The organism is Luteibacter anthropi (assembly GCF_011759365.1).
Classification (GTDB): domain Bacteria; phylum Pseudomonadota; class Gammaproteobacteria; order Xanthomonadales; family Rhodanobacteraceae; genus Luteibacter; species Luteibacter anthropi.
The window spans coordinates 103,680-126,703 of the sequence record NZ_JAARLZ010000001.1; the positions used below are offsets into that span (position 1 = coordinate 103,680).

Sequence of the window (23,024 nt, forward strand, 5' to 3'; positions counted from 1 at the left end):
CAGGACTACCATGAAGAAGAAAATCCTGTTCGGTTCGTCCGCCCTGGCGGTTGCGATTGCGTCGGCCCTCTGGTTGAGCGCGGGTGGTCCCAGCCACGCCGCCGAGCCGGCGGCCGCCATGCCAGCCCCCGAAGTCACCGTCGCCCAGGTCCTCCTGCGCCCGGTCGCCGACACTGCCGCCTTCACCGGCCGCATCCAGTCGGTGGACACCATCCAGATCAAGCCCCGCGTCAGCGGCTATATCGACTCGGCCCATTTCCGCGAAGGCGCCTCGGTGAAGAAGGGCGACCTGCTCTTCACCATCGACCCGCGCCCGTACACGGCCGAAGTGGACCGCCTGGCGGCCAACCTGATCCAGGCCAAGGCCCAGGCGAAGCTCGCCGATGCCAACGCCGCCCGCGGCACGAAGCTGGTGGAACAGCACGCCGTGTCGCGTGAAGAGGCCGACAGCCTCGACACCGCCTCGGCCAGCGCCCGCGCCCAGGTTGCTTCGACCCAGGCTGCGCTCGACGCCGCCCAGCTCAACCTCTCGTTCACCCAGGTGCGCGCACCGGTCGACGGCAAGGTCAGCAATCAGCTGATTACCCCGGGCAACCTCGTCACCCCGAACGACACGCTGACCAGCGTGGTGAGCGTGGACCCGATGTACGTCTACTTCGACGTGGACGAGCAGAGCTTCCTGAAACTCGATCGCCTGCGCCGCCAGAACGGCCGCGCGCCGGAAGTGGAAATGGGCCTGGCTGACGAAGACGGCTACCCGCACAAGGGCAAGATCGATTTCGTCGACAACCAGATTCGCAGCGGCGCCGGCACGATCCGCCTGCGCGCGGTGTTCCCGAATGCCGATGGTGCCTACACCGCCGGCCTGTTCGCACGCGTCGAACTGCAAAGCGGAGATACCCAGCCGCGTGCCCTCATCGACGACAAGGCCGTGGGCACCGATCTCGGCAACAAGTTCGTCTACGTGCTCGGCAAGGACAAGAAGGTGGAATACCGCCGCGTGTCCACCGGCGCGCTCGTCGATGGCCTGCGTGTCGTCGAGGGCGTGAATGCCGAAGACGTGGTGGTGGTGAACGGTCTGCAGCACGTGCGTCCCGGCGTCGAAGTGAACGCCAAGCGCGTCGCCATGACCTCGCTCACGCCAGACAACGGACGCAGCGTCGCGTCACGCCGGGCAGGCGTGGACAGCGTCGCCCAGAACCAGGACTGATCCTTCCATGAAAATCGCCCAATTCTTCGTCGAACGGCCGATCCTCGCGGGCGTGCTGTCGGTGCTGTTCCTGATCGCGGGCGGTATCGCCGTGTTCAAGCTGCCGATCAGCGAATACCCGGAAGTGGTGCCGCCCACGGTGGTGGTGAAAGCCACCTACCCTGGCGCCAACCCCAAGGTGATCGCCGAAACCGTCGCCACGCCGCTCGAAGAGCAGATCAACGGCGTGGAAGGCATGCTCTACACCTCGTCGCAGTCCACCAGCGACGGCGCGATGACCCTCACCGTGACCTTCGCCCTCGGCACCGACCTGGACAACGCCCAGGTGCAGGTGCAGAACCGCGTGTCGCAGGCGCTGCCGCGCCTGCCCGAGGAAGTGCAGCGCCTCGGCGTCACCACCAACAAGAGCTCGCCCGACCTGACGATGGTGGTTCACCTCACCTCGCCGGATCACCGTTACGACATGCTCTACCTGTCGAACTACGCCCGCACGCACATCAAGGACCAGCTCGCCCGCCTGGACGGCGTGGGTGACGTGCAGCTGTTCGGCGCCGGCGAATACAGCATGCGCATCTGGATGAACCCGGAGAAGCTCGCCATCCGCAACCTCACCACGGGCGACGTGGTGAAGGCGATCCGCGAGCAGAACATCGAGGTGGCCGCCGGTGCACTGAACGCGCCCCCGGGCCCGAACAGCAATGCCTTCCAGGTCAACATCAACACGCGCGGCCGTCTCATTACCGAAGACGACTTCCTCAACATCATCGTCCGCAGCGATGCCAGCGGTTCGGTCACCCACCTGCGCGACGTCGCACGCGTGGAACTGGGCTCGAACAACTACGCGCTGCGCAGCCTGCTGAACAACCGCGAGGCGGTGGCGATTCCCATCTTCCAGCGCCCGGGCTCGAACGCGATCGCGATCTCCGACGAAGTGCGCAAGGAGATGGCCGAGCTGAAGAAGGATTTCCCCCAGGGCGTGGACTTCTCCATCGTCTACGACCCGACGGTGTTCGTGCGCGGCTCCATCGACGCCGTGGTGCACACGCTGTTCGAGGCCATCGTGCTCGTGGTGCTGGTGGTGATCCTGTTCCTGCAGACCTGGCGCGCCTCGATCATCCCGCTGGTGGCCGTGCCCGTCTCGCTGATCGGCACCTTCGCGATCATGTACATCGCGGGCTTCTCGCTCAACGCGCTGTCGCTGTTCGGCCTGGTGCTGGCCATCGGTATCGTGGTGGACGACGCCATCGTGGTGGTGGAAAACGTGGAGCGCCATATCGAGCATGGCCTCGATCCGAAGATGGCCACGCGCCAGGCCATGACCGAAGTGACCGGCCCCATCGTCGCCACGGCCCTCGTACTGTGCGCCGTGTTCGTGCCAGCCGCCTTCATCAGCGGCCTCACCGGCCAGTTCTATCGCCAGTTCGCGCTGACCATCGCCATCTCGACGGTGATCTCGGCCTTCAACTCGCTGACCCTGAGCCCGGCGCTGTCGGCCATCCTGCTCAAGGGCCATAACGAGCCGAAGGACAAGCTCACGATCTGGATGGACAAGAGCCTCGGCTGGCTGTTCCGTCCGTTCAACCGCACCTTCGAACGTGCAGCCAATGGCTATGTGAGCGGCGTGCAGAAGATCCTGCGCTTCTCGGCCATCGTGCTGGTGATCTACGCGGGCCTCGTCGGCCTCGCTTTCCTCGGCTTCTCCAAGACGCCGACCGGCTTCGTGCCCCCGCAGGACAAGCAGTACCTGGTGTCGTTTGCGCAGCTGCCCGATGCCGCCTCGCTCGATCGTACCGAAAACGTGATCCGCCGCATGGGCGATATCGCGCTGGCACAGCCTGGCGTGGAAAGCGCCGTGCAGTTCCCGGGCCTGTCGATCAACGGCTTCACCAACAGCACCAACGCCGGCATCGTGTTCGTCACGCTGAAGCCGTTCGAGGAGCGTCGTTCGGCCGACCTCTCGGCCAATGCCATCGCCGCTGCCCTGAATGCCAAGTTCGCGTCGGTGCAGGATGCGTACATCGCGATCTTCCCGCCGCCGCCCGTGAACGGCCTCGGCACGATCGGCGGTTTCCGCATGCAGATCGAAGACCGCGCCGACCTTGGCTTCGAGGAGCTGTTCAAGCAGACCCAGGGCGTGATCGCCGCCAGCCACAAGACGCCCGAGCTTGCCGGCCTGTTCACCAGCTACCAGGTGAGCGTGCCGCAGTTCGACGCCGACGTGGATCGCGAGAAGGCCAAGTCCGAAGGCATCGACCTGGGCGACGTGTTCCAGACCATGCAGGCCTACCTCGGCTCGCTCTACGTCAACGACTTCAACCGCTTCGGCCGCACCTACCAGGTGAACGTGTCCGCGGAGCCGTCGTTCCGTCATGAGCCCTCGGACATCGTGGGCCTGAAGACGCGCAACGCCAACGGCGATCTGATTCCGCTGGGTTCGTTCCTCACCGTGCGCCAGACCAACGGCCCGGATCGCGTGCAGCACTACAACGGCTTCCCCACCGCCGAAATCAACGGCGGCCCGGCCCCGGGTTACAGCACGGGCCAGGCGCAGGATGCGATGGAAGCACTGGTGAAGGCCAACCTGCCCAACGGCATGACCTTCGAGTGGACGGAACTGACGTATCAGCAGATCCTCGCCGGCAACACCGCGGTGCTGGTGTTCCCGCTGTCGGTGCTGCTCGTGTTTCTGGTGCTGGCGTCGCTGTACGAAAGCCTCAGCCTGCCGCTGGCCGTGATCCTGATCGTGCCGATGGTGCTGCTGTCCGCCATCTTCGGTGTGCTCATCACCGGTGGCGACAACAACATCTTTACCCAGATCGGCCTGATCGTTCTGGTGGGCCTGGCGTGCAAGAACGCGATCCTGATCGTGGAATTCGCCCGCGAAGCCGAAATCGAAGGCATGAACCGCGTGGATGCCGTGCTCGAAGCGGCCCGACTGCGACTGCGCCCGATCCTGATGACGTCCTTCGCGTTCATCATGGGCGTGGTGCCGCTGGTCACCTCGCACGGTGCCGGTGCGGAAATGCGTCACGCCATGGGTGTGGCCGTGTTCTCCGGCATGCTCGGCGTCACCTTCTTCGGCCTGATCTTCACCCCGCTCTTCTATGTGCTGATCCGCGCGTGGAACGAGCGCACCGAGGCCCGTCGCGCCATCCGCCGCGAACGCCGCCTCACCGCCCATGCAGCACGGGAGTCGTAAGTCATGAAAACGCTGTTCCGCAGCACTGCCCTGTTCACCGCCCTCGTGCTCGCCGGTTGCGCGAGCGTGGGGCCGGACTACCACGCACCGAAAGAAAGCCCGGTAACCCTGCAGGGCGTCGATCCGTCGCAGCAGCAGGCCACCGACTTCCAGGCGCAATGGTGGAAGCAGTTCGGTGATCCCACCCTCGATTCGCTAATCGGACGCGCCGCGAAGAACGCGCCTGACCTGCGCATCGCGGTGGCTCGCCTGAAGCAGGCGCGTGCGGCGCTGGGCAGCGAAGAGTCGCGGCAGATTCCGGATGTCGAAACCGGCGTGTCCTACTCGCGGGCACGCCAGCAGCAGCCGGGCTTCAGCGACCAGCGTTCGACCGTTACCAGCTATCAGGCCGGCTTCGACGCCTCGTGGGAACTCGACCTGTTCGGCGGCATCCGCCGTTCGGTCGAGGCTGCCCGCGCCGATGCGGACGGCAGCATGGCCGCCTTGCAGAATGCGCAGGTGAGCCTGTTCGCCGAAGTGGCGCGCAACTACTTCGACCTGCGTGGCACCCAGCTGCGCATCGACGTGGCCAAGCGTGACATCACCAACCAGCAGGATTCGCTGAAGGTGATCGCCGCCCGTGTCGAGATCGGCACGGGTGCCGAACAGGATCTGGCCAGCGCCAAGGCACGTCTTGCCGCCGTGGAGGCACAGCTTCCGGTACTAGAAACCCAGGCCAAGGCCGACCAGTTCCGCATCGCGGTGCTGCTCGGCGAACGCCCGGGCGAACTGGACGTCGATCTGTCGCCGGCCACGTTCAAGCCCATCGACGTCAGCCTCGCCATCGGTGGTGCCGACGAAGTGCTTTCGCGTCGTCCGGACATCCGCATCGCAGAGCGTCAGCTGGCTGCTGCCAATGCCCGCATCGGCGTCGCCAAGGCCGACTGGTTCCCGCACATCTCGCTGGGTGGTTTCGTCGGTTTCCTTGCCGGTCGCAGCAACGACTTCGGCGGTGCGCAATCGCGCGCATGGTCCATCGCCCCGAGCATCTCCTGGGCCGGCCTCAACGTGCAGCGCGTCAACGCCGGTGTGAAGGGTGCCAAGGCGCAAGCCGAAGAAGCCCGCGCCAACTACGACCGCACGGTGCTCTCCGCACTGGAAGACGTAGACAACTCGCTGGTGGGCTTCAACCTTCAGCGCGAGCGCGTGCAGAAGCTGATCGTGCAGGCCGACGAAAGCCGCAAGGCGGCACAGCTGGCCAAGCTGCGCTACGACGCCGGCCGCACCGACTACCTCGAACTGCTCGACGCCGAACGTACGCAGCTCTCGGCCGAAGATCAGCTCGCCGAGGCCGAAGCCGCCATCAACACCCGTGCCGTGCAGCTGTACAAGGCACTGGGCGGCGGCTGGCAGGCCTGCGGCGACACCACCTGCTCCCAGGTGGCGGCTGCCCCATGAACGTAGCGAAGGTCCACCGCCTGCCGGTCACCGGCAAGCGGGCCCTTCCGACCGCCGTCGAACCCCCGCTCACCCAGCGCATCGCGCTGGTGACGGGGGCCAATCGCGGCATCGGTCTGGAAGTGGCCAAGCAGCTCGCCTCGCTCGGCGTCACCGTCTTCATGGGCATGCGCGAGCCAGGCAAGAACGACAAGGCCGTGAAAGCGGTTCGCGAACTCGGTGGCGATGCCTACGCACTGAAACTGGATGTCACCAAGGCCGCCGATGTCGAAGCCGCCATCGCCACCATCGACGGCAAATTCGGTCGCCTGGACATCCTGGTGAACAACGCCGGTGGTTACTTCGACCACGACGCCCGCGCCGAACGCCCGGACATCGACGCCATTCGCGGCGCCCTCGACGTCAACCTGCTCGGCGTATGGATGCTCACAGCCGAAGCACTACCCCTGATGCGCCGCCACGGTTACGGCCGCATCGTCAACGTATCAAGCGAATGCGCCACCGTCGCGATGTGCGGCGACAAGGCACCCGCCTATCGCGTATCGAAAGCCGCACTCAACGCGTACACGCAGGTCATCGCACGCGAAATGAGCGGCAGCGGCATCCTCATCAACGCCGTCTCCCCCGGCTGGACCGCAACGACGATGGGCGGCAAAGGCGGCCGCCCCGTAGCCGAGGGTGCGGAAGGCATCGTATGGGCCGCCCTACTCCCCGAACGCGACTCCGGCAACGGCCAGTTCTACCGCGACCGCGCCAAAATCGGCTGGTAACTCCCCTGTAGGAGCGCGCCTCGCGCGCGACCGGTTGAAACGGCGCGCTCCGTAGCAACGCCAAGCTCCCTACCGAAGGGGTGGGAGCCAATCGCATCGGCGATTAACGCTCCGTAGGAAAGCAGCCTTTGGAGGCTTCGCTCCGTAGGGTGGGCTCGCCTTACGGCCTCGCTGCTCGGCGCTCGAACGTGGCCAAGACCGAGCCGACGGGGGTGGCCCTTGTCGCGCCGGCCTGCGGTGTCCCTCGGGAAAGGAGAGCCGCTGCGCGGCTCGGTGTCTTATGGCTGCGCCCCTTCGGGCCCGGTGAGCGTGCGGGGTTTTTCGACTCGGCTCCTGCCTCGGCGAAAAATGCCGGTCATCCTGACCGGCACCCTACGGGCCTTTTCCGCCCACTCACCTCACCTCCATCAAGTCGCGCCAAGGGCCACCCCCGCCGGCTCTCCACACGTTGCGGCAACTTGTTTGCTCTGCCTACGTTACGACAGCCTGCTTGCTCTCCCCACGCCGCCGCAATCTGCTTGCTAGCCAAACGCTGCGACAACCTGCTTTTGCTCCCCACGTTGCGACCATCTGCTTGTGTAGGAGCGTGCTTGCGCGCGACCGGTTGTCGCGAATGACATGATGGTTTCGCCCTGACCGGTCGCGCGCAAGGCGCGCTCCTACACAAGCAGGTGATCGCGAGGTTGATCGCCGATGCGATCGGCTACCACCACACCGTAGAGAGGTTGCTACCGAAGGGGTGGGAGCGGATCGCATCCGCGATAGGCGCTCGCGATACGCCTACCGTGGCCCCGGCGCCAACCACCCCAACCACAACGCCGCCATCGTCGCCCCAAACAACGTCGCCCCGGCGATATCCAACGTCCACGTCCACACCGGCTCAATCACCGTACACGACTCCGACGCAAACACCGCCACGGCCAACGCGCCGACCACGAATGCACTAAACGCCAACGCCACATTCCACTTCGCCCCCTTCGATAGCGGATCGCCATCCTCGCGCTTCCCCATCAAGACGGCGATATTGATGCCCAGCAGCACCACCCCACACATGGCCTTGGCGATCTCGACACGCTGCGCCATCACTTGGCCCCTCCCAACGCGCGCACCTCATCCCACATACGCCGCACGTTCGCTTGCTTGGTGCATTGCAGGCTCATGCGATAAAGCACGTTCACACCGGACATGGCTCTGGCGACACACCGCTGATTCGGCAATTCGCTTTCGGCCATGTACTCGGTAAGCACCGACTGCATCGCCTCGGCATACGCCTGCCACGCCGTCGCATCATTCATCAGCGTGTCCATACTGGCCTCGGTATTCAGGCCAAAGCTCCCCTCGCCGAGGACGCCATCGTCTTTCGGATCACTCATGGTTTGGTTTTTCCCTGGTACGCCGCTTCCGAGCGGGGCACGCCAAGGGCCGTGCCCCTCATCGACTCGGGCGACGAGATCTCACGATTCCCGCATTTTGTCCGGTTTTCTCACAGGCAGGGCGCTACGCGCCGGGTAGGACGGCAGAGCCAGAAACCGTGAGAAATCAGGACGAACGCGGGCGTTAGCCGCGTCCTGACAGGTGTTTAGGACGTCCCTGGACCGTCCGGAACAGACGGTGGGCGTGAGAATGCCTTAGTATTTGGCATAGCCATATCAACTCCTATGAGGTTGGTTTGGTTAGCGGGTCAGGGGTGGTGCAAACACCTCTGGCTCGCGACTTTCTCGACACATCGAGCGATGGTTGCCCACCACGACATGACACGGACGCGTGGGCAACGCACACACCGTACCAAATTGCGGCCGCGTTTGGATATGGAAGGATTCTGAAAAATCGCGTTGATGTGTTTGCCAACGCGACATCCTTTACACGATCACCGCCCCCTGTAGGAGCGTGCTTGCGCGCGACCGGTCAGCACGAAACCATCGAATCATTCGCGACAACCGGTCGCGCGCAAGCACGCTCCTACAAAAGCGGGTTGTCGCGATGTAGGGCGCATCTGTCGTGTTCGCGATTTCATCCGCACGTCTACCGCACCGTTTGGGAGAGCCGGCGGGGGCGGCCCTTGGCGCGACTTGATGGAGGTGAGGGGAGTGGGCGGATAAGGCCCGTAGGGTGCCGGTCAGGATGACCGGCATTTTTCGCCGAGGCAGGAGCCGAGTCGAAAAACCCCGCACGCTCACCGGGCCCGAAGGGGCGCAGCCATAAGACACCGAGCCGCGCAGCGGCTCTCCTTTCCCGAGGGACACCGCAGGCCGGCGCGACAAGGGCCGCCCCCGTCGGCTCGGTCTTGGCCACGTTCGAGCGCCGAGCAGCGAGGCCAATAGGCGAGCCCTTCCTACGGAGCGAAGCCTCCAAAGGCTGCTTTCCTACGGAGCGTTAATCGCCGATGCGATTGGCTCACACCCCCTTCGGTAGGGAGCTTGGTTTTACTACGGAGCGGAACGTTTCAGCCGGTCGCGCGCGAGGCGCGCTCCTACAGGGGGGTGCGGGGTTAGCGGGAGATCATGTGCGCGAACCATTGCCAGCCGCGGAGTTTTGCGGTGATGAGCTTGACGCAGGTGAGCATCGGGACCGCGAGGATGGCGCCGGGGATGCCCCAGAGCCAGCCCCAGACAAGTAGCCAGAGCAGGATGGCGACGGGACTCAGGCGCGAGCGGCGGCCTTGCAGCATCGGGGTGAGGAGGTTGCCTTCCACTGCCGTGATGCCGGCGAAGGTTGCTGCGGGAAGCAATGCCGTGCCGAGGTCCTGGAAGTGCAGTGCGCCGACGATGGCCAGTACCGTTGTCGTCGTGATGGCGCCGACATAGGGAATGAAGTTGGCGATGGTGGCGAAGCTGCCCCATAGCAGGGGGTCGGGAACGCCGTAGAGATACAACATGCCCGATGTGACCAGGCCGAGCGTGACGTTGATCGCCGCTGTGAGCAGCAGGTAGCTCGATACTTCGATCTGGATGCTGCGTACGATGCTTACCGTGTGGCGCTTGTAGGCGAACGTCGGGGAGATTTCCACAGCGCGGCGCAGGATTTCATCGCCGTATACAAGGAAGAAGAACACCAGCAGGGCGACGGTGAGCACGCTTGCCACCACCTTCGGCGTACCGGCCATCACATCCCATGCGGTGAATGCGATGTCGCTGTTTGCCTGCGGCTGGTTGCGCGCGGCGCTGCCGCCCACGAGCGTCTGCGTGGCACGACTCGCGGCTTCGATCTGTTGCGTCATCGGCTTGATGCGCGGCGCGATGGAACGCATGGCGCTCGGTGCCTGGTGCAGCCAGTTGAGTGCGGGTTGCGACAGCGTGGCGGCACCGGCGACCAGGCCGGTGCCCAGCAGCAACATCACGGTGACGGCGGCGAACCAGCGTGGAATGCGCCAGCGTGCGGCCCACGCGACGATGGGATTGAGCGCCAGGCCGATGAAACCCGCCAGCACCAGCGGCACCAGCAACGACTTGCCGATGGCGACGGTATAGACCAGCGCCAGCAGGATCATGCCGGTGAGTGAAATGCGGATCGACTTCAGGTGCCGGGATACGCGCCGCGTGCTGCGGCCGGCATTCGATCTGCGACGTGGACGGGTGGCGAGCGTCGAGACGGCAACGCCGGGCGCCGCGGCTGAGGCAAGCGGCAGGTGGGTACTGAGCGGGTCGTTCACGGCGGGTCGGTGGCGGTGTCGGCCGGATCGCCGGCGAAGTCGCCAAGGATACCGCCGGCCGCCATGGAAATAATCTTACCGATGAGGTCTGCGCTGCCGCCCGCCACGAGGCTGCTCACCCCGGGTACGGCCAGCGGATTCACGTTGACGTTGCTGAGCAGGAAACCCGAGCCGGCCGCGAGGCCGAGCACGGTGAGCGGGTGTTCGTAGCCCCGTGCGATGAGCGCAGCGGCCGGAGCCACGGTCTCCTCGCGGGCAATGGCAACCTTTGCCCGCGCCTCGGTCACCTTGGCCATGCTGCTGAAGATACCCATCGCTTAGCCCTCGCCTTCGGCGCGTTCGCCTTCCGCCTTGCCCCGCTTGACGGCTTCCTTCGCCAGCAGGGCAAACTCGGCCCGGGTGGCGGGAAGGGTCAGCCAGTGCATGCCGCGGCGGAATACCAGGATCGACAGCACCAGCAACAGCAACTGGATACCGGCCAGGGCGGTGAGTGCCCAGGCCCAGGACCCGAACCACTGTGCCAATCCCCAGCCGGCCAGTGCCAGCAAGGTAAAGCCCAGTGCCACGGCAAATACGATGGCAGCCAGGCCCATGAACAGCATCATGACGATGCCGCTTCGCGCCAGGCCGATCTCCGCCAGCGCCAGCTTCAGCTGGGCACCGAACAGGTTCTTCAGGCCAGTGCCGAGACGGCGTACATCGTCGATCCAGTCCGGCATCGACAGCTTCGGACGGGCGGCGCGTTCTGCGCCGCCGCCGATGGGTTCCTCGCTTTCGCTACGCCCCGAGGGATCGTTTTCCAGCATGCCTCACCCCCGGGTGGATGGAATCAACGACGGAGGATGCGGCCCGCCAGCCAGCCAGCCGCCACGGCCAGCGCGATCGACTGTACCGGCTTTTCGCGCACGTAATCACGGGCCACGTCGAGCCAGTCGTTGGCCTTGTCGAGGGCGTCGTCATAGGCCTCCTTGCCGCGCAGCTTGGCTTCCTCGGCCTTCTCGGCCGCGCGGGTGGCGCCATGGGCAGCCTTGTCGGTCGCCGAGTGCAGGGTGCTCTCGACCTTGTCCGCGGCACGATCGACCGCCTCACGGGTGCGGTCCACGGCGTCGGTGGTCGCCTGCTTCACCTTTTCGGCGCGATCCTCGATGCGCTCGGCGGCCGAGACGGTGTTGGCCGCAGCGGTGGCTGCGTTGGCGACATGGTCGGCGGACTTGGTCATGACAGGTTTCTCCGTCGAAAACTGGGCAAATCAGGTTAGGGGAGGATAAGTGACGCGGAAGTCATCGTCGCGGACCCACGGCTACACACTGCGGCCGCGGAAGAACGAGATGATCGCAAGGATCAGGAAGATCACGAACAGGACCTTCGCGATACCCGCTGCCGTACCGGCGATACCGGCAAACCCGAAGATGGCGGCGATGATCGCGATGACCAGGAAGACAAGGGCGTAGTGCAGCATGGCGGGTTCTCCGGTGGGTTGGCGCGGAACCATTTAGTCCCGCGCCCCGCGCATGCCATGTGAATCTGCCCGACGCCACTCGCGCAGCGTTCAGGCTTCGGCTTCACGTACCGATCACGCCCTCGCCTTCGGGTTGAGGGTGTAGGTGCCGGTAAGCACGGCCTCGTCCACCACATGCCCCTTGATGACATCACGCAGCTCGGCCAGGGTGAAGCCGTTTTCCAGTGCCACGTGCTCTACATCCAGTGCATAGACATGGAAGTGGTAGTGGTGGATGCGGGTGTCGTTCCACGGGGGGCAAGGGCCGTCGTAGCCATGGTAATGGCCGTCCATGTCCTTGTCGCCCTTGAACCAGCCGGTGTAGTCGTTGAGACCCTGCACGGCCTTGCCCGGGCCCGTCAGATCATCCTTCAGCTTTCCGTTGCCCTTGCCGCGCGGCACGATGCCTTCGCCACAGGCACCTTCGCCCAGCTCACGACACTCCAGCGGAATGTTGGCCATTAGCCAGTGCACGAATTCCACGCGCGGCAGGTCGTAGCGCACTTCGCGGCCTTCGACGTTCACGTCGTCGGGTTTCGACGGCACGTCGGTGTCGATCACGGCAATGACGAACGACTTCGCGGTGGTGGGGACTTCGGTCCACACCAGGTGCGGTGTCTTGTTGGCGGCGAGCTTTGCCGGCTCGCCGATCTCCATGAAGGCGTTGTCGGCCGGAATCGGCTTGCCGTGTTCGAAGTTGTCGCTCTTGAGGCGCATGCTTGTCTCCTTCTTATTTCTTGTAGGTCACGCGGTAGATCGCGCCGTTGAGATCGTCGCTGACGAGCAGGCTGCCATCGGGCAGCGCCTGTACGTCGGCGGGGCGACCCAGCGCCTTCTCGTCGGCAAGGAAGCCCTCCACCAGCGGCTCGTAGCTGGCAACCTTGTTGCCGTTCAAGCGCACGGTCATCACGCGATAGCCGGATTTCTTCGTGCGGTTCCACGAACCATGTTCTGCAACGATGATCGCGCCACGGTAGCTGGCCGGGAACTGCGTGCCTTGATAGAAGCGCATGCCAAGAGCAGCCACGTGCGCTCCGAGCTTCAGCACGGGCGGGGTGTAATCCTTGCAGCTCCTGCCCTTGCCGAAGTCCGGGTCGAGCGTGTCGCCCTGGTGGCAGTACGGGTAGCCGAAATGTTCCTTCGGCCTGGTGACATGGTTGAGCTCGTCGCTGGGCAGGTCGTCGCCCAGCATGTCGCGACCGTTGTCGGTGAACCACAGCGTCTTGTCGGTGGGGCGCCAGTCGAAGCCCACCGTGTTGCGCACGCCGCGCGCCACCACTTCCGAACCGCTGCCATCGGGATTCATGCGCGTGATCTGCGCAAAGCCTTCGCTATCGCGGTCACAGATGTTGCAGGGCGCACCGATGGGTACGTAGAGCTTGTCATCGGGACCGAAGGCGATGAACTTCCATCCGTGATGGGTCTCGGTCGGTAGTTTGTCGGTGATCACCTCGGGCTTCGGCGGTGCATCGAGATGGTTCTCGATATCGCGCAGCACGTAGATCTTGCTTACAGCCGACACGTAGAGGTCGCCATGGCGGAACGCCACGCCCACGGGAAGCTCCAGACCGGTGGCGATGCTGCGCACCTTGGTGACCTTGCCGTCGTCGCCGTAGGTCACGGCATAGACCTTGCCGGCGTCGTTGGAGCCGACGAAGACGGTGTTCTTCGTACCCAGCGCCATCTCGCGCGCATTGGGTACCTGGTCACTCCACAGGGAGATGGAAAAACCTGCCGGAAGCTTCAGCGCCTCCATCGGCGGTGGCGCGGCGAGTGCCGCACCGGTGAATAACAGGGAAAGACCGAGGACGAGGGCACTGCGCATGTGACGAACTCCCGGATGCATGGATCACGATGGACCCTATCGTGCGAACGCGGCGTCAGCGCTGGATCGCGTCGAATCGGGCGGCGATGTAATCGTCGGTGAAGCTGGTCATGCCGTAGTCGCGGATGAAACCGCAATGGCCGCCATAGGCGGCGATGTCCAGCTCGATGTTCGGCGGCAGGTCGAGCTGGTCGAACGCGCCGACCGGAATCACGGGATCGTCGCGTGCCGTGAGGATCGTGGCCGGCAGGTGCAGGTCTTTCAGGCGGTTGCCCGCCACCGAGTAGCCGTCGAGATAGGCTTCGAGGGATTCGAAATCGGTATGGCGCAGCACCAGCGAGCGCGTGAGGTCACGCATGTTCTGCTTCAGCTCGGCCAGCTCGAAGTACGTCTGCTGCGGAAAGGCTTCCTGCTTCAGGCGCAGCGAGCGGCGCCATTTCTGCATGAAGTAGGCCTGGTAGAACCAGGGCGCATCCTTCTCCAGCGAGAACAGGCCTTCGGACGGGTCGATGATGGGACACACCGCCAGCACGTAGTCGAGCGCCACGCCCAGCGAAGGCGCCAGCATGGCGGCGCGCAGCGCGAAGTTGCCCCCCAGCGAGAAACCGGCGAGGCCGATCGCGCGGGAGGGGAACATCTTCACGATCTCGCCGAGGGCGACCACCACCTCGTCGATGCGGCAGGAATGGAACAGCGCCTCGTTGAGGCCGTGGCTGTCGCCATGGTCGCGGAAGTTCAGGCGGAAGATGTCCCAGCCGTCTTCCAGCAGGCGGCTGCCGGTCTGCAGTACATAGGTGGAATCGACGCTGCCTTCCCAGCCGTGGAACAGGATGGCCAGGCCACGCGACTCGCGGCCCGTGGTCTGCGCGGTGTAGCGCCCGCTCAGGCGGTCGCCGTTGCCCACGTCGATCAATACATCCCGGGCGTTTTCCTGCACGCGCTGCGCGCGGCGCGGCAGCAGGCGCCGGCGGATGCCGCTGGACGAGAGCATGGTCTGGATGTGGCCGCTGCGCAGCGGCCAGGGCGGCTGGAAGTCCGAGCCCCTCGGCAGGCTCATGCGCGCGGGCCGCTATCCAGTGCGGCGGCGATGCGTTCACGGGCCGTCTCGGCCATGCGGCGACGGGCGTCGGGCGAGAGCGGCACGGGTTCGAGGAAGTGCACCTCGACATCGAGCGGCGGCTCGCCCAGCAGGCGGATGAAGTTGCCCAGGAAGCTTTCGCCGTCGCGGAACCCCGCGTCGATCAGGCGCTGGCCGTTGCGGGTGAAGCGCAGGGCCACCGGCTGCACCGGCACCTCGGCGTCGAGTGCCGCCTGGAAGATGCGGGCATGGAACACGCGCAGCACGCCGTTGTGGCCGGTGCCGCCTTCGGGGAACACGGCGACCGAACGGCCTTCGCGCAGGCGCTCCACCATCACCGCCATGACCGAGGCCAGGGAGTGGTTGTTGCCACGGCGGTGGAAGATCGTGCCCCCGCGCGCAGCCATCCAGCCCACCAGCGGCCAGCGGGCAATCTCGGCCTTGGCCACGAAGCAGGCGGCGCGCTGGGAATGCAGCAGTTCGATGTCCAGCCACGAGGTGTGGTTGGCCACGAAGAGCACGGGGTCGGGCAATGGCGTGCCGAAGCGGCGGCTGCGGAAGCCGAACACCCCAAGGAGCATGGTCGACCACAGCCGGATGGTGCGGTGGGCGAGCGGCTCCCGGCCGTTCTTCATCACCCCGCCGGCCCAGCTCAGGATGAGCGTGCAGACCAGGATGCCGAACAGCACATGCAGCAACAGCAACGGCACCCGCCATACATAGCGCAGCGGACGCAGACGGTCACGTGGGGTCGGGTTGGCGGTGGCGGCTTCCATCGAGCGCACAAGATTAACGAGGGGCGGTCCCGCCCGCTAGGGGAAATAGCTATTGTCTTTATCTATAAGGCAGTTGCGTACCCCTACCCGGCAACGTTGCCCAGCGGCAGGGCCGCCGAGGCCTTCACCGTGCGCAGGACGAAGCTCGTATTGACGTCGGCCACTCCGGCGGCGTTGAGCAGCCGGTCGAGCAGGAAGCGGGAGAAGTCGTCCAGGTCGGCCACGTAGACCTGGAGCAGGTAGTCCATGTCGCCGGTGAGGGCGTAGCAGGCCACCACCTCTTCCCAGGCGCCCACGTGCTCGCGAAAGGCATCAATGGCTTCGGATTCGTGCTGGCGCAACTGCACGCGGACGAAGGCCTGCAGGCCCAGGCCCAGGGTGCGTGGCTCCAGCCGGGCGCCATAGCCGGCGATGACCCCTTCGGCTTCCAGCCGCTGGACCCGGCGCAGGCAGGCCGACGGCGAGAGGTTCACCTCCGTGGCCAGCTCGGCGTTGGTGATGCGGCCGTTGGCCTGGAGGGTGGTGAGGATGCGCAGGTCGGTGCGGTCGAGGTTCGTTTGCACGATTATTTCCTCAGATCGATTCAGATCGATGGATCATTGCATATCAAGCTCTCAGTCATGCAACAAAACAAGCTCATTGCGTGCCTTACTCGCTAAGCTGTTGTTCCATCACCAGCAAACAGCCCCAAGGAGGCCCGCCATGGACACCACTCCCCGTCGCGTCGAGCATCAGCAGACCGATCGTGGATATGTGCCCGTCTACGCGACCGGCACGGTGGAGCAGCCCTGGGCGAGCTATTCGAGCACCGACCATGAGGTATGGGACACCCTGTACCGCCGTCAGAAGGCATTGCTGCCGGCCTATGCCTGCAAGGAGTTCCTGGAGGGCGTGGAGCGCTTCGGCTTTGGCGAAGGCGGCATTCCCCGCTTCGACGACCTGAACGAGGTGCTGGGCAAGGCCACCGGCTGGAAGATCGTCGCCGTGGAAGGCCTGCTGCCCGACGAGGTGTTCTTCGACCACCTGGCCAACCGCCGTTTCCCGGTGAGCTGGTGGATCCGCAAGCCGGACCAGCTGGACTACCTCTCCGAGCCCGACCTGTTCCACGACCTGTTCGGCCACGTGCCCCTGCTGCTGAACCCGGTGTTCGCCGACTACATGCAGGCCTACGGCAAGGGCGGCATGAAGGCGCATGCGATCGGTCCGGAGGCGTTGATGAACCTCACGCGCCTGTACTGGTACACGGTGGAGTTCGGCCTGATCCGCACCGACGAGGGCCTGCGCATCTACGGCGCCGGCATCGTCAGCTCGAAGGGTGAGTCCATCTACTCCATCGATTCGACGGCGCCCAACCGCATCGGCTTCGACCTGGAGCGGGTGATGAACACGAAGTACCGCATCGACACCTTCCAGCAGACGTACTTCGTGATTGACGACTTCGAGCAGCTGTTCGATGCCACCGGACCGGATTTCACGCCGATCTACGCGAAACTGGCCACGGGCGAGGCGACGTCGGCCGCCGAGGTGCTGGATACCGACAAGGTGTACCAGCGCGGCACGCGTGAAGGCTTTGCCACCAGCGGCGACAACTGAAACTCAACGGCGGCCTAACAAGCCGCCGTCTACGATGCACCTACGTTGCACAAAACAGGGTGGATCAACCGTGGTCGTCTTCGATATCCCTTTCGACTCCGTCGCGCCGGGGCTGTGGCTCCTTCAGAAGAACGAGACCGAGTACGCCGAGTTCTGCTCGCGCGATGACGCGCTCGCCCACGCCCTGAACGAGGGCCGCCGCATCGAGGCCAGCCGCTGTGCGCGGGTGGTGCTGAACATCGAGGGCAATGACGGTCATTGGCGGGCGTTCGATACGTCGATCAAGCCTTACGTGAACTGACCCGGCATCACCGGGTAACACACGCTGCCCATCGTCGTTCCAGCGAAAGCTGGAACCTGGCGCGGTGCGGTGGGTTGTCGCGAGGGAATTTCCTACGCTGAAGCCGATGCAGCGCCCTCGCCGTGCTGGCGAACCGGGGCGCTGGGTTCCTGTTTTCACAGGAACGACGAGCTAAGGGCAACCGTCACCCCACCTACCGTCGTTCCAGCGAACGCTGGAACCCAGCGCGGTGCAGCGGGTTGTCGCGAGGGAATCTCCTACGCCAAAGCCGGTGCAGCGCCCTCGCCGTGCTGGCAAACCGGGGCGCTGGGTTCCTGTTTTCACAGGAACGACGAGCTAAAGGCAACCGTTGCCTCACCTACCGTCGTTCCAGCGAAAGCTGGAACCTAGCGCGGTGCGGCGGGTTGTCGCGAGAGAGTCCCCTACGCCAAAGCCGATGCAGCGCCCTCGCCGTGCTGGCGAACCGGGGCGCTGGGTTCCTGTTTTCACAGGAACGACGAGCTAAAGGCAACCGTCCCCCCACCTACCGTCGTTCCAGCGAACGCTGGAACCTAGCGCGGTGCAGCGGGTTGTCGCGAGGGAATCTCCTACGCCAAAGCCGGTGCAGCGCCCTCGCCGTGCTGGCGAACCGCGGCGCTGGGTTCCTGTTTTCACAGGAACGACGGGGGTGGGCCCGGGACTTCGTCGGATTTCGGGCAAAATAAAACCCCGGCAGCCAGGGGAGGAGCTACCGGGGTCGCGTCGGGTCCAGGCTATCAGGGGAAATAGCGGGACCCGGGACAATCGTCGAATATCCGTTCGATTGCCAACGGGTCGCCTCTCGGCGATCGAATACTTAGATAGGGGCGAAGCCGTGAAGTTCCCGTATCACTTCATGGTCGCGTTCGGGTTCTGTTTAACTTCGGCAGCCGTCGCGTGCTCCGCCAGCCACGGGCGCACCTGCGCAATCCACAGCGCATAGCCGTTCGGCTTCATGTGCAGGCCGTCCTCCTTGAACAATTCCGGCCTGGGTTGGCCGTTTTTATCGAGCATCGCCGGCGCCACGTCGAGAAACGCCACGCCCTTCTGCTGCATCGACCAGTCGCGCACCAGCTTGTTCGCTTCGGCGATCTGCGCCAGCAGGTTTTCGCGGGCCACGCTCGGCTTGATCGAGATGAAGGCGATGGGCACCTCGGGCTGATCCTGGCGCACCTTCGCCACGAAGGCCGCGAAGTCGTCGCGGACCTGGGCCGGCGTATCGCCGCCCTGGAGATCGTTGTCGCCCGCGTAGAGCACGATGGCCACCGGGTGGTACGGCTTCACGATGCGGTCGGCGAAAGCCGTGGAGTCGTCCAGGTCGGAGCCGCCGAAGCCGCGGTTGATCACGCGGTACCCGGGGAAGTCGCTCGCCAGGCTTGTCCACATGCGGATCGACGAGCTGCCGATGAAGAGTACGGCGTGGGCCGGCGGCGGGTTGTTCTTGTCCGAGGCCTCGAACGCCTGGATATCGGGTTCCCACTTGGCGTGGTCGGCATCCTTCGCAAGCGCGCCGAGGGACAGGAACAACAGGGTAAGGAGGATCGTCAGGCGTTTCATACGGACGACCGTAAACGCTTACGCCCTTCCGGGCAAATTCTCACGCTCCACGGCAGTCACTTTCAGCACCGCTTCGATGCGCGTTCCGTTCCAGCGATAGATGTAGTGCGCGGCCTGCACGCAGGGCGCCACGAGGTCGGGATAGAACACGGCCACGCACTCGCCACCCGCGTGCCGGGCGCTGTCGTAGACGATGCCGTTGGAGCCCGTCTCGCGAAGTGCCCTGGCCAGCTTCACGCTGGCAGCGTAGGAATCCGGATCGTGTTCGGCGGACCAGCCGCCACGGATGTCGTGGAACGATCCGGCGATGGCGGTCTTGTAGCAGCGCACCTGCACGTCGGTGGGCGGTTCATGGGTGGCGGCGAGGAACGCTTCGCGGTGGAACACCGTTTCCTCGATGGCCGTGGGGATGCTGTGGGCGGCGTAGAACACGCCCCAGTGGCCGTCGGAAAAGCGACTGCCCTCGGGCGGGATGTGCGCGAATGCCGCCATGACGGGGGTGGTGCCGGGGCCCGAGATGCGGCGTTCCGGAGGCACCAGGCTCAGCGCGCCGATTTCGTCGCGCAGGCGGGGATTGGTGATGGATTCGATCGCCATGACGGCGTCGATGTCCTTCGCATCGGCGATGCGGTCGAACAGGCCCACGGGTGGAAACCGGCTGGGGACGATGCGGTAGGCCTGGGTCCAGCGGATGCGCCCCACCGGCGGCAGCGGGTTCATCCGTTCCAGCCGCGCTGGGCGTCCAGGTATTGCCGGACGACGTAGAGATCGGCCACGTTGCCCGAAAGCATGCGCTCCAGGGCCGAGCGGCCGCCGAACAGGGGGGCCGTGCTGGGCTTGCGGACCCAGGCGTCGGCCTGGGCCGGGTCGGGGAAGAGGATCTGGAGGTCTTTCCAGATACCCAGCAGGTAGCTGATGCGCTCGATCACGTCGCGCGAGGGAGCGCCGTCCTGCTGTTTCTTCCACTTGAAGTAGGTGGATTCCGGCGGATCGCCGAGCAGTGTGCGTTGCTCGGCGGCCTTGAGTTTCCAGTGCTCGGCCAGCGCGAAGAAGGCCCGGAGGGCGGGGCCGCCCAGGTCACCGGCATGGATCGGTTCGGCATGGCGTGCGGGCTGCATCACGGCTTCACCTGTGGAGTTGTGATGGAGTATACGCCACAGGTGGAGTTTTTGCGATTCGTGGGGTGTTTTCGGTGGGTGGGACGTGTCGCCTGGCCCGGTCGCGCGCAAGGCGCGCTCCTACACAAGCCGCGTTGTAGGAGCGCGCCTTGCGCGCGACCGGTACGAAGCGGTGCAGGTCCAGACATCCCATGTAGGAGCGCGCCTCGCGCGCGACCGGTACGAAGCGATGCCAGGTCCAGACATCCCATGTAGGAGCGCGCCTTGCGCGCGACCGTTACGAAGCGATGCCCTGGAAGCTCGCCTGCGCGCGACCACCAAGGCAAGCCGCCTCACTGCCGCGACTTGATCCACCCGTCGATGCGCTCCTCCAGCACCGGCAACGGCACCGAACCCAGCGCCAGGATCGTGTCGTGGAACGCCCGCAGGTCGAACTTCTCGCCCAGCTGCTTCTCCGCACGCGCACGCAGCTCACGGATCTTCAGGTAACCCAGCTCATACGACAGCGCCTGTCCCGGCCAGCTGATGTAGCGGTCCACCTCGTTGGCGATCTCGCGCTGGCTGAGGGCGGTGTTCTGGGTGAGGTAATCGATGGCCTGCTGGCGCGTCCAGCCCAGGTGATGGATGCCGGTATCCACCACGAGGCGGCACGCGCGCCACATCTGGTAGGTGAGATAACCGAAGTGCTCGTACGGCGTGTGATAGATGCCCATCTCCTCGCCCAGGTACTCCGAGTACAACGCCCAGCCCTCGCCATAGGCCGAGATATAACCGTCACGCCGGAACGGCGGCAGCCCCTGCTGCTCGTCTGACAACGACAGCTGCAAGGCGTGCCCCGGCATCGACTCATGCAAGGTCAGCGCCGGCATGTTGAACAGCGGTCGCGACGGCAGATCGTAGGTATTCACCAGATAGGTATCCGGACCACCACGGCCGGAGGTGTAGTACGGCGCGATATCCGCCGGCACCGGCTTGATGGCGAAGCGCTGGCGCGGCAGCAGGCCGAAGTACTTGTCGAGCTTGCCGTCCACCTGCTTGGCAACCCACGCCGTGCGCATCAGCAGTTCGTCGGGCGTCTTGGCGTAGAACTGCGGATCGGTGCGCAGGAATTGCAGGAAGGCCGGGAAATCGCCCTTGAAACCGGTCTGCTTCATCGTGTCGAGCATCTCGGCGTGGATCTTCGCTACCTCGCGCAAGCCGATGGCGTGGATGTCGTCGGGCGAAAGATCCAGCGTGGTGTATTCGCGGATCTGCTGGCGGTAATAGTCCTTGCCGTCGGGCAGCGCTTCGGCGGCCAGCGTGGGCCGTGCCTTTGGCACGTATTCGTCGCGGAAGAAATGCAGCAGCTTCGCGTAGGCCGGGATCACATCATCGACGATGGCCTTGCGCGCCTCGGCCTGCAACGCGGCGGCATCGGCGGTCGGCATGGTGGCTGGCATCGAGGCGAACGGCTTGTACAGGTCGCTGTCCTCGGGCTTCTTCAGCTCCGCCACGGCGGCGATGGACACGTCGCGCCCCTTCAGTACTTCGCGCGGCACGGTAAAACCGCGTGCCAGGCCCAGGCGCATGTTCGCGACTTCCTGGTCCATCCACAGCGGTATTTCCTTCAGGCGTGCGATGTAGTTTCGATAGTCCTCGCGGGTGTGCAGATCGTTGCCGCGCAGCACGTAGCCGATATCGGACCAGAACGCGGAGTCGCTGTTGAACGGCATTTCCCACTGGTGGAACCGCTGGGCCGCAGCAAGGTTATGGATCTGCTCGTGGTAGATCTCGTAGTTCACGCGCTCCGCATCGCTCAGCGTCTTCGGGTCGATGCGGTCGAGCTGGGCGAGCACGTCGTTCCAGTAGGCCAGGCGCTTGCCCTGGCTGGCAGCATCCACGGTATTGAGCTGGCCACTGCCCGGCTGCGCCTCGCCCGAGGTGAGGATGCCGGCCTGGCCGTTGCGCCAGGCCCATTCCTTCTCATAGATGGAACGGAAGGTGTCGTCAGGCGAGGCGGCGTGGGCGGCACCGGCGAAGAGGCCGGCAAAGGCAATGGCGCGGATCCAGGGAGACATGCGGGTTCCGGGTGGCGGCGGGGAAACCCCGATGATGGCACCGCCCCGTGCCCTGCTCCACCGCCAAGGGTCATGCCCAGCTCCTGTAGGAGCGCGCCTGCGCGCGACCCTACGCCAGCGCATATCCGGGAAGGCCCGGCAACACCTGACGGAGTGGCATGACCGGTCGCGCGCGAGGCGCGCTCCTACAGGGGTATCTGGCGCCGCGATACCTACATGGCGTAGTAGTCGCGCATGGTGTCAAGGTAGGCCTTGAGGTTGCGGTCGGCTGCGTCGACGAACACCTCGCCCGAATGGCGGCAGTCTTCGATGCGGTCGGGGCGGAAGTTACGGAAGGCCTGCCGGTGCCGGCACCAGGTGCCCAGCGTCCACGAGCCGCCCCAGAACGACAGGCAAAGTGGCTCCACCTCGCGCGTGCTGGCGCGGCCTTCCACGTCGCGATACTCCAGGCAAAGCACGAAGCGATTCAGCACGGCCTCGTGCAGGCGGTCGAGCATCATCGCGATGCGGTTCTGCGCCGGATCGCGCCAGATCGGCGCGAAGATCTTCGCCTGTGCCGAACGCTCGCGCAGTTCCGGGGGCAGCACCGCCTCGATCTTGATCAGCGCGGACTGCGCCTCGCGCGCCAGCCGCTCGCCGGCAAATGCGCGGACGAAGCGCGTGCCGGCCACCAGGGCTTCGAGTTCGTCGGCAGAGAACATCAGCGGCGGGATGTCGGAGCCCTTGCGCAGGACATAACCGACACCGGCCTCGCCCTCGATGGGCACACCGGAAAGCTGGAGATCCGCCACGTCGCGATAGACCGTGCGTGGCGAGACCTCGAGCATGTCGGCGAGCTGTCGCGCGGGCAGTGCCGTGCGACGCCCGCGCAGGGCGTTGATGATGAGGAAAAGGCGATCGGCGCGACGCATCGGCACATCATCGCCCTGACAGCAACG

General features: G+C 65.2%; 23 protein-coding genes. 6 read left to right on the top strand and 17 right to left on the bottom strand.

Translation table 11 applies throughout. The annotated features are described in order from the left end of the window. Nucleotides 1–10 precede the first annotated feature (10 nt). From HBF25_RS00430 to HBF25_RS00445, 4 genes are read left to right on the top strand one after another with little or no spacing between them, the layout of a single operon-like run. On the top strand, nt 11–1,210 hold the full coding sequence (locus HBF25_RS00430) for an efflux RND transporter periplasmic adaptor subunit (protein ID WP_166945514.1): 1,200 nt from the start codon (nt 11–13) through the stop codon (nt 1,208–1,210). A 7-nt stretch (nt 1,211–1,217) separates the two neighbouring features. Then, complete coding sequence (locus HBF25_RS00435; RefSeq protein WP_166945516.1) at nt 1,218–4,409, top strand: efflux RND transporter permease subunit; 3,192 nt, start codon at nt 1,218–1,220, stop codon at nt 4,407–4,409. A gap of 3 nt (nt 4,410–4,412) precedes the next feature. Further along, complete coding sequence (locus HBF25_RS00440; protein WP_166945518.1) at nt 4,413–5,846, top strand: efflux transporter outer membrane subunit; 1,434 nt, start codon at nt 4,413–4,415, stop codon at nt 5,844–5,846. After that, nucleotides 5,843–6,616 (top strand): SDR family NAD(P)-dependent oxidoreductase, encoded by a 774-nt coding sequence (locus HBF25_RS00445; protein WP_166945520.1) that lies wholly within the window; start codon nt 5,843–5,845, stop codon nt 6,614–6,616. The genes HBF25_RS00440 and HBF25_RS00445 overlap by 4 nt, the downstream gene beginning before the upstream one ends. 780 nt (nt 6,617–7,396) lie before the next feature. Here HBF25_RS00445 and HBF25_RS00450 read toward each other — a convergent pair. The 12 genes from HBF25_RS00450 to HBF25_RS00505 all read right to left on the bottom strand — a co-directional run bounded on the left by HBF25_RS00450 (nt 7,397) and on the right by HBF25_RS00505 (nt 16,005). Continuing rightward, the gene (locus tag HBF25_RS00450; RefSeq protein ID WP_166945522.1) at nt 7,397–7,699 is read right to left on the bottom strand and encodes a hypothetical protein; all 303 of its coding nucleotides are present in this window, start codon (nt 7,697–7,699) and stop codon (nt 7,397–7,399) included. Continuing rightward, on the bottom strand, nt 7,699–7,989 hold the full coding sequence (locus tag HBF25_RS00455) for a hypothetical protein (RefSeq protein ID WP_166945524.1): 291 nt from the start codon (nt 7,987–7,989) through the stop codon (nt 7,699–7,701). The genes HBF25_RS00450 and HBF25_RS00455 overlap by 1 nt, the downstream gene beginning before the upstream one ends. 1,115 nt (nt 7,990–9,104) lie before the next feature. Next, on the bottom strand, nt 9,105–10,265 hold the full coding sequence (locus tag HBF25_RS00460) for an AI-2E family transporter (protein ID WP_341778000.1): 1,161 nt from the start codon (nt 10,263–10,265) through the stop codon (nt 9,105–9,107). Next, nucleotides 10,262–10,579 (bottom strand): hypothetical protein, encoded by a 318-nt coding sequence (locus tag HBF25_RS00465; RefSeq protein WP_166945526.1) that lies wholly within the window; start codon nt 10,577–10,579, stop codon nt 10,262–10,264. The genes HBF25_RS00460 and HBF25_RS00465 overlap by 4 nt, the downstream gene beginning before the upstream one ends. Before the next feature lie 3 nt (nt 10,580–10,582). After that, nucleotides 10,583–11,071, bottom strand: coding sequence for a phage holin family protein (locus HBF25_RS00470; protein ID WP_243852909.1), 489 nt, complete (start codon nt 11,069–11,071; stop codon nt 10,583–10,585). 23 nt (nt 11,072–11,094) lie between these two features. Further along, on the bottom strand, nt 11,095–11,484 hold the full coding sequence (locus HBF25_RS00475) for an ElaB/YgaM/YqjD family protein (RefSeq protein WP_166945528.1): 390 nt from the start codon (nt 11,482–11,484) through the stop codon (nt 11,095–11,097). A gap of 81 nt (nt 11,485–11,565) precedes the next feature. Next, on the bottom strand, nt 11,566–11,724 hold the full coding sequence (locus HBF25_RS00480; RefSeq protein ID WP_166945530.1) for a DUF1328 domain-containing protein: 159 nt from the start codon (nt 11,722–11,724) through the stop codon (nt 11,566–11,568). A 114-nt stretch (nt 11,725–11,838) separates the two neighbouring features. After that, nucleotides 11,839–12,480, bottom strand: a complete 642-nt coding sequence (locus HBF25_RS00485) for a YbhB/YbcL family Raf kinase inhibitor-like protein (RefSeq protein WP_166945532.1) — start codon at nt 12,478–12,480, stop codon at nt 11,839–11,841. Nucleotides 12,481–12,493: 13 nt separating this feature from the next. Next, on the bottom strand, nt 12,494–13,588 hold the full coding sequence (locus tag HBF25_RS00490) for a PQQ-dependent sugar dehydrogenase (RefSeq protein WP_166945534.1): 1,095 nt from the start codon (nt 13,586–13,588) through the stop codon (nt 12,494–12,496). Between the two features lie 55 nt (nt 13,589–13,643). Then, nucleotides 13,644–14,645, bottom strand: a complete 1,002-nt coding sequence (locus tag HBF25_RS00495) for a YheT family hydrolase (protein ID WP_166945536.1) — start codon at nt 14,643–14,645, stop codon at nt 13,644–13,646. Next, nucleotides 14,642–15,442, bottom strand: a complete 801-nt coding sequence (locus HBF25_RS00500; RefSeq protein WP_166945538.1) for a lysophospholipid acyltransferase family protein — start codon at nt 15,440–15,442, stop codon at nt 14,642–14,644. Before HBF25_RS00500 ends, HBF25_RS00495 begins: the two co-directional genes overlap by 4 nt. An 83-nt stretch (nt 15,443–15,525) precedes the next feature. Further along, nucleotides 15,526–16,005, bottom strand: coding sequence for an Lrp/AsnC family transcriptional regulator (locus HBF25_RS00505; protein ID WP_166945540.1), 480 nt, complete (start codon nt 16,003–16,005; stop codon nt 15,526–15,528). A 139-nt stretch (nt 16,006–16,144) separates the two neighbouring features. Here HBF25_RS00505 and phhA point away from each other — a divergent pair, with 139 nt between their 5' ends. Beyond that, on the top strand, nt 16,145–17,035 hold the full coding sequence (gene phhA / locus HBF25_RS00510; RefSeq protein WP_166945542.1) for a phenylalanine 4-monooxygenase: 891 nt from the start codon (nt 16,145–16,147) through the stop codon (nt 17,033–17,035). A gap of 70 nt (nt 17,036–17,105) precedes the next feature. After that, the gene (locus HBF25_RS00515; RefSeq protein WP_166945544.1) at nt 17,106–17,336 is read left to right on the top strand and encodes a hypothetical protein; all 231 of its coding nucleotides are present in this window, start codon (nt 17,106–17,108) and stop codon (nt 17,334–17,336) included. Nucleotides 17,337–18,203: 867 nt separating this feature from the next. Here the strand turns inward: HBF25_RS00515 and HBF25_RS00520 are convergent. The 5 genes from HBF25_RS00520 to HBF25_RS00540 all read right to left on the bottom strand — a co-directional run bounded on the left by HBF25_RS00520 (nt 18,204) and on the right by HBF25_RS00540 (nt 22,997). Next, nucleotides 18,204–18,911, bottom strand: a complete 708-nt coding sequence (locus HBF25_RS00520; protein WP_166945546.1) for an SGNH/GDSL hydrolase family protein — start codon at nt 18,909–18,911, stop codon at nt 18,204–18,206. An 18-nt stretch (nt 18,912–18,929) separates the two neighbouring features. Next, nucleotides 18,930–19,631, bottom strand: coding sequence for an RES family NAD+ phosphorylase (locus HBF25_RS00525; protein WP_166945548.1), 702 nt, complete (start codon nt 19,629–19,631; stop codon nt 18,930–18,932). Continuing rightward, entirely contained in the window at nt 19,628–20,029 is a 402-nt protein-coding gene (locus tag HBF25_RS00530) for an MbcA/ParS/Xre antitoxin family protein (RefSeq protein ID WP_166945550.1), read from the bottom strand. The genes HBF25_RS00525 and HBF25_RS00530 overlap by 4 nt, the downstream gene beginning before the upstream one ends. 332 nt (nt 20,030–20,361) lie before the next feature. Continuing rightward, nucleotides 20,362–22,086, bottom strand: coding sequence for a DUF885 domain-containing protein (locus tag HBF25_RS00535; RefSeq protein WP_166945552.1), 1,725 nt, complete (start codon nt 22,084–22,086; stop codon nt 20,362–20,364). A gap of 212 nt (nt 22,087–22,298) precedes the next feature. After that, a complete protein-coding gene (locus HBF25_RS00540) occupies nt 22,299–22,997 on the bottom strand; it encodes a helix-turn-helix transcriptional regulator (protein WP_166945554.1) in 699 nt (232 codons plus the stop codon). Between the last annotated feature and the right edge of the window lie 27 nt (nt 22,998–23,024).

Bases quoted from the DNA above. Each gene is read 5' to 3' on its own strand.
- HBF25_RS00520 (WP_166945546.1), bottom strand. From the start codon at position 18,911: ATGAAACGCCTGACGATCCTCCTTACCCTGTTGTTCCTGTCCCTCGGC.
- HBF25_RS00485 (WP_166945532.1), bottom strand. From the start codon at position 12,480: ATGCGCCTCAAGAGCGACAACTTCGAACACGGCAAGCCGATTCCGGCC.
- HBF25_RS00475 (WP_166945528.1), bottom strand. From the start codon at position 11,484: ATGACCAAGTCCGCCGACCATGTCGCCAACGCAGCCACCGCTGCGGCC.
- HBF25_RS00430 (WP_166945514.1), top strand. From the start codon at position 11: ATGAAGAAGAAAATCCTGTTCGGTTCGTCCGCCCTGGCGGTTGCGATT.
- HBF25_RS00455 (WP_166945524.1), bottom strand. From the start codon at position 7,989: ATGAGTGATCCGAAAGACGATGGCGTCCTCGGCGAGGGGAGCTTTGGC.
- HBF25_RS00435 (WP_166945516.1), top strand. From the start codon at position 1,218: ATGAAAATCGCCCAATTCTTCGTCGAACGGCCGATCCTCGCGGGCGTG.
- HBF25_RS00500 (WP_166945538.1), bottom strand. From the start codon at position 15,442: ATGGAAGCCGCCACCGCCAACCCGACCCCACGTGACCGTCTGCGTCCG.
- HBF25_RS00490 (WP_166945534.1), bottom strand. From the start codon at position 13,588: ATGCGCAGTGCCCTCGTCCTCGGTCTTTCCCTGTTATTCACCGGTGCG.
- HBF25_RS00535 (WP_166945552.1), bottom strand. From the start codon at position 22,086: ATGTCTCCCTGGATCCGCGCCATTGCCTTTGCCGGCCTCTTCGCCGGT.
- HBF25_RS00445 (WP_166945520.1), top strand. From the start codon at position 5,843: ATGAACGTAGCGAAGGTCCACCGCCTGCCGGTCACCGGCAAGCGGGCC.
- HBF25_RS00465 (WP_166945526.1), bottom strand. From the start codon at position 10,579: ATGGGTATCTTCAGCAGCATGGCCAAGGTGACCGAGGCGCGGGCAAAG.
- HBF25_RS00530 (WP_166945550.1), bottom strand. From the start codon at position 20,029: ATGCAGCCCGCACGCCATGCCGAACCGATCCATGCCGGTGACCTGGGC.
- HBF25_RS00440 (WP_166945518.1), top strand. From the start codon at position 4,413: ATGAAAACGCTGTTCCGCAGCACTGCCCTGTTCACCGCCCTCGTGCTC.
- HBF25_RS00480 (WP_166945530.1), bottom strand. From the start codon at position 11,724: ATGCTGCACTACGCCCTTGTCTTCCTGGTCATCGCGATCATCGCCGCC.
- HBF25_RS00495 (WP_166945536.1), bottom strand. From the start codon at position 14,645: ATGAGCCTGCCGAGGGGCTCGGACTTCCAGCCGCCCTGGCCGCTGCGC.
- HBF25_RS00540 (WP_166945554.1), bottom strand. From the start codon at position 22,997: ATGCGTCGCGCCGATCGCCTTTTCCTCATCATCAACGCCCTGCGCGGG.
- HBF25_RS00470 (WP_243852909.1), bottom strand. From the start codon at position 11,071: ATGCTGGAAAACGATCCCTCGGGGCGTAGCGAAAGCGAGGAACCCATC.
- HBF25_RS00450 (WP_166945522.1), bottom strand. From the start codon at position 7,699: ATGGCGCAGCGTGTCGAGATCGCCAAGGCCATGTGTGGGGTGGTGCTG.
- phhA (WP_166945542.1), top strand. From the start codon at position 16,145: ATGGACACCACTCCCCGTCGCGTCGAGCATCAGCAGACCGATCGTGGA.
- HBF25_RS00525 (WP_166945548.1), bottom strand. From the start codon at position 19,631: ATGAACCCGCTGCCGCCGGTGGGGCGCATCCGCTGGACCCAGGCCTAC.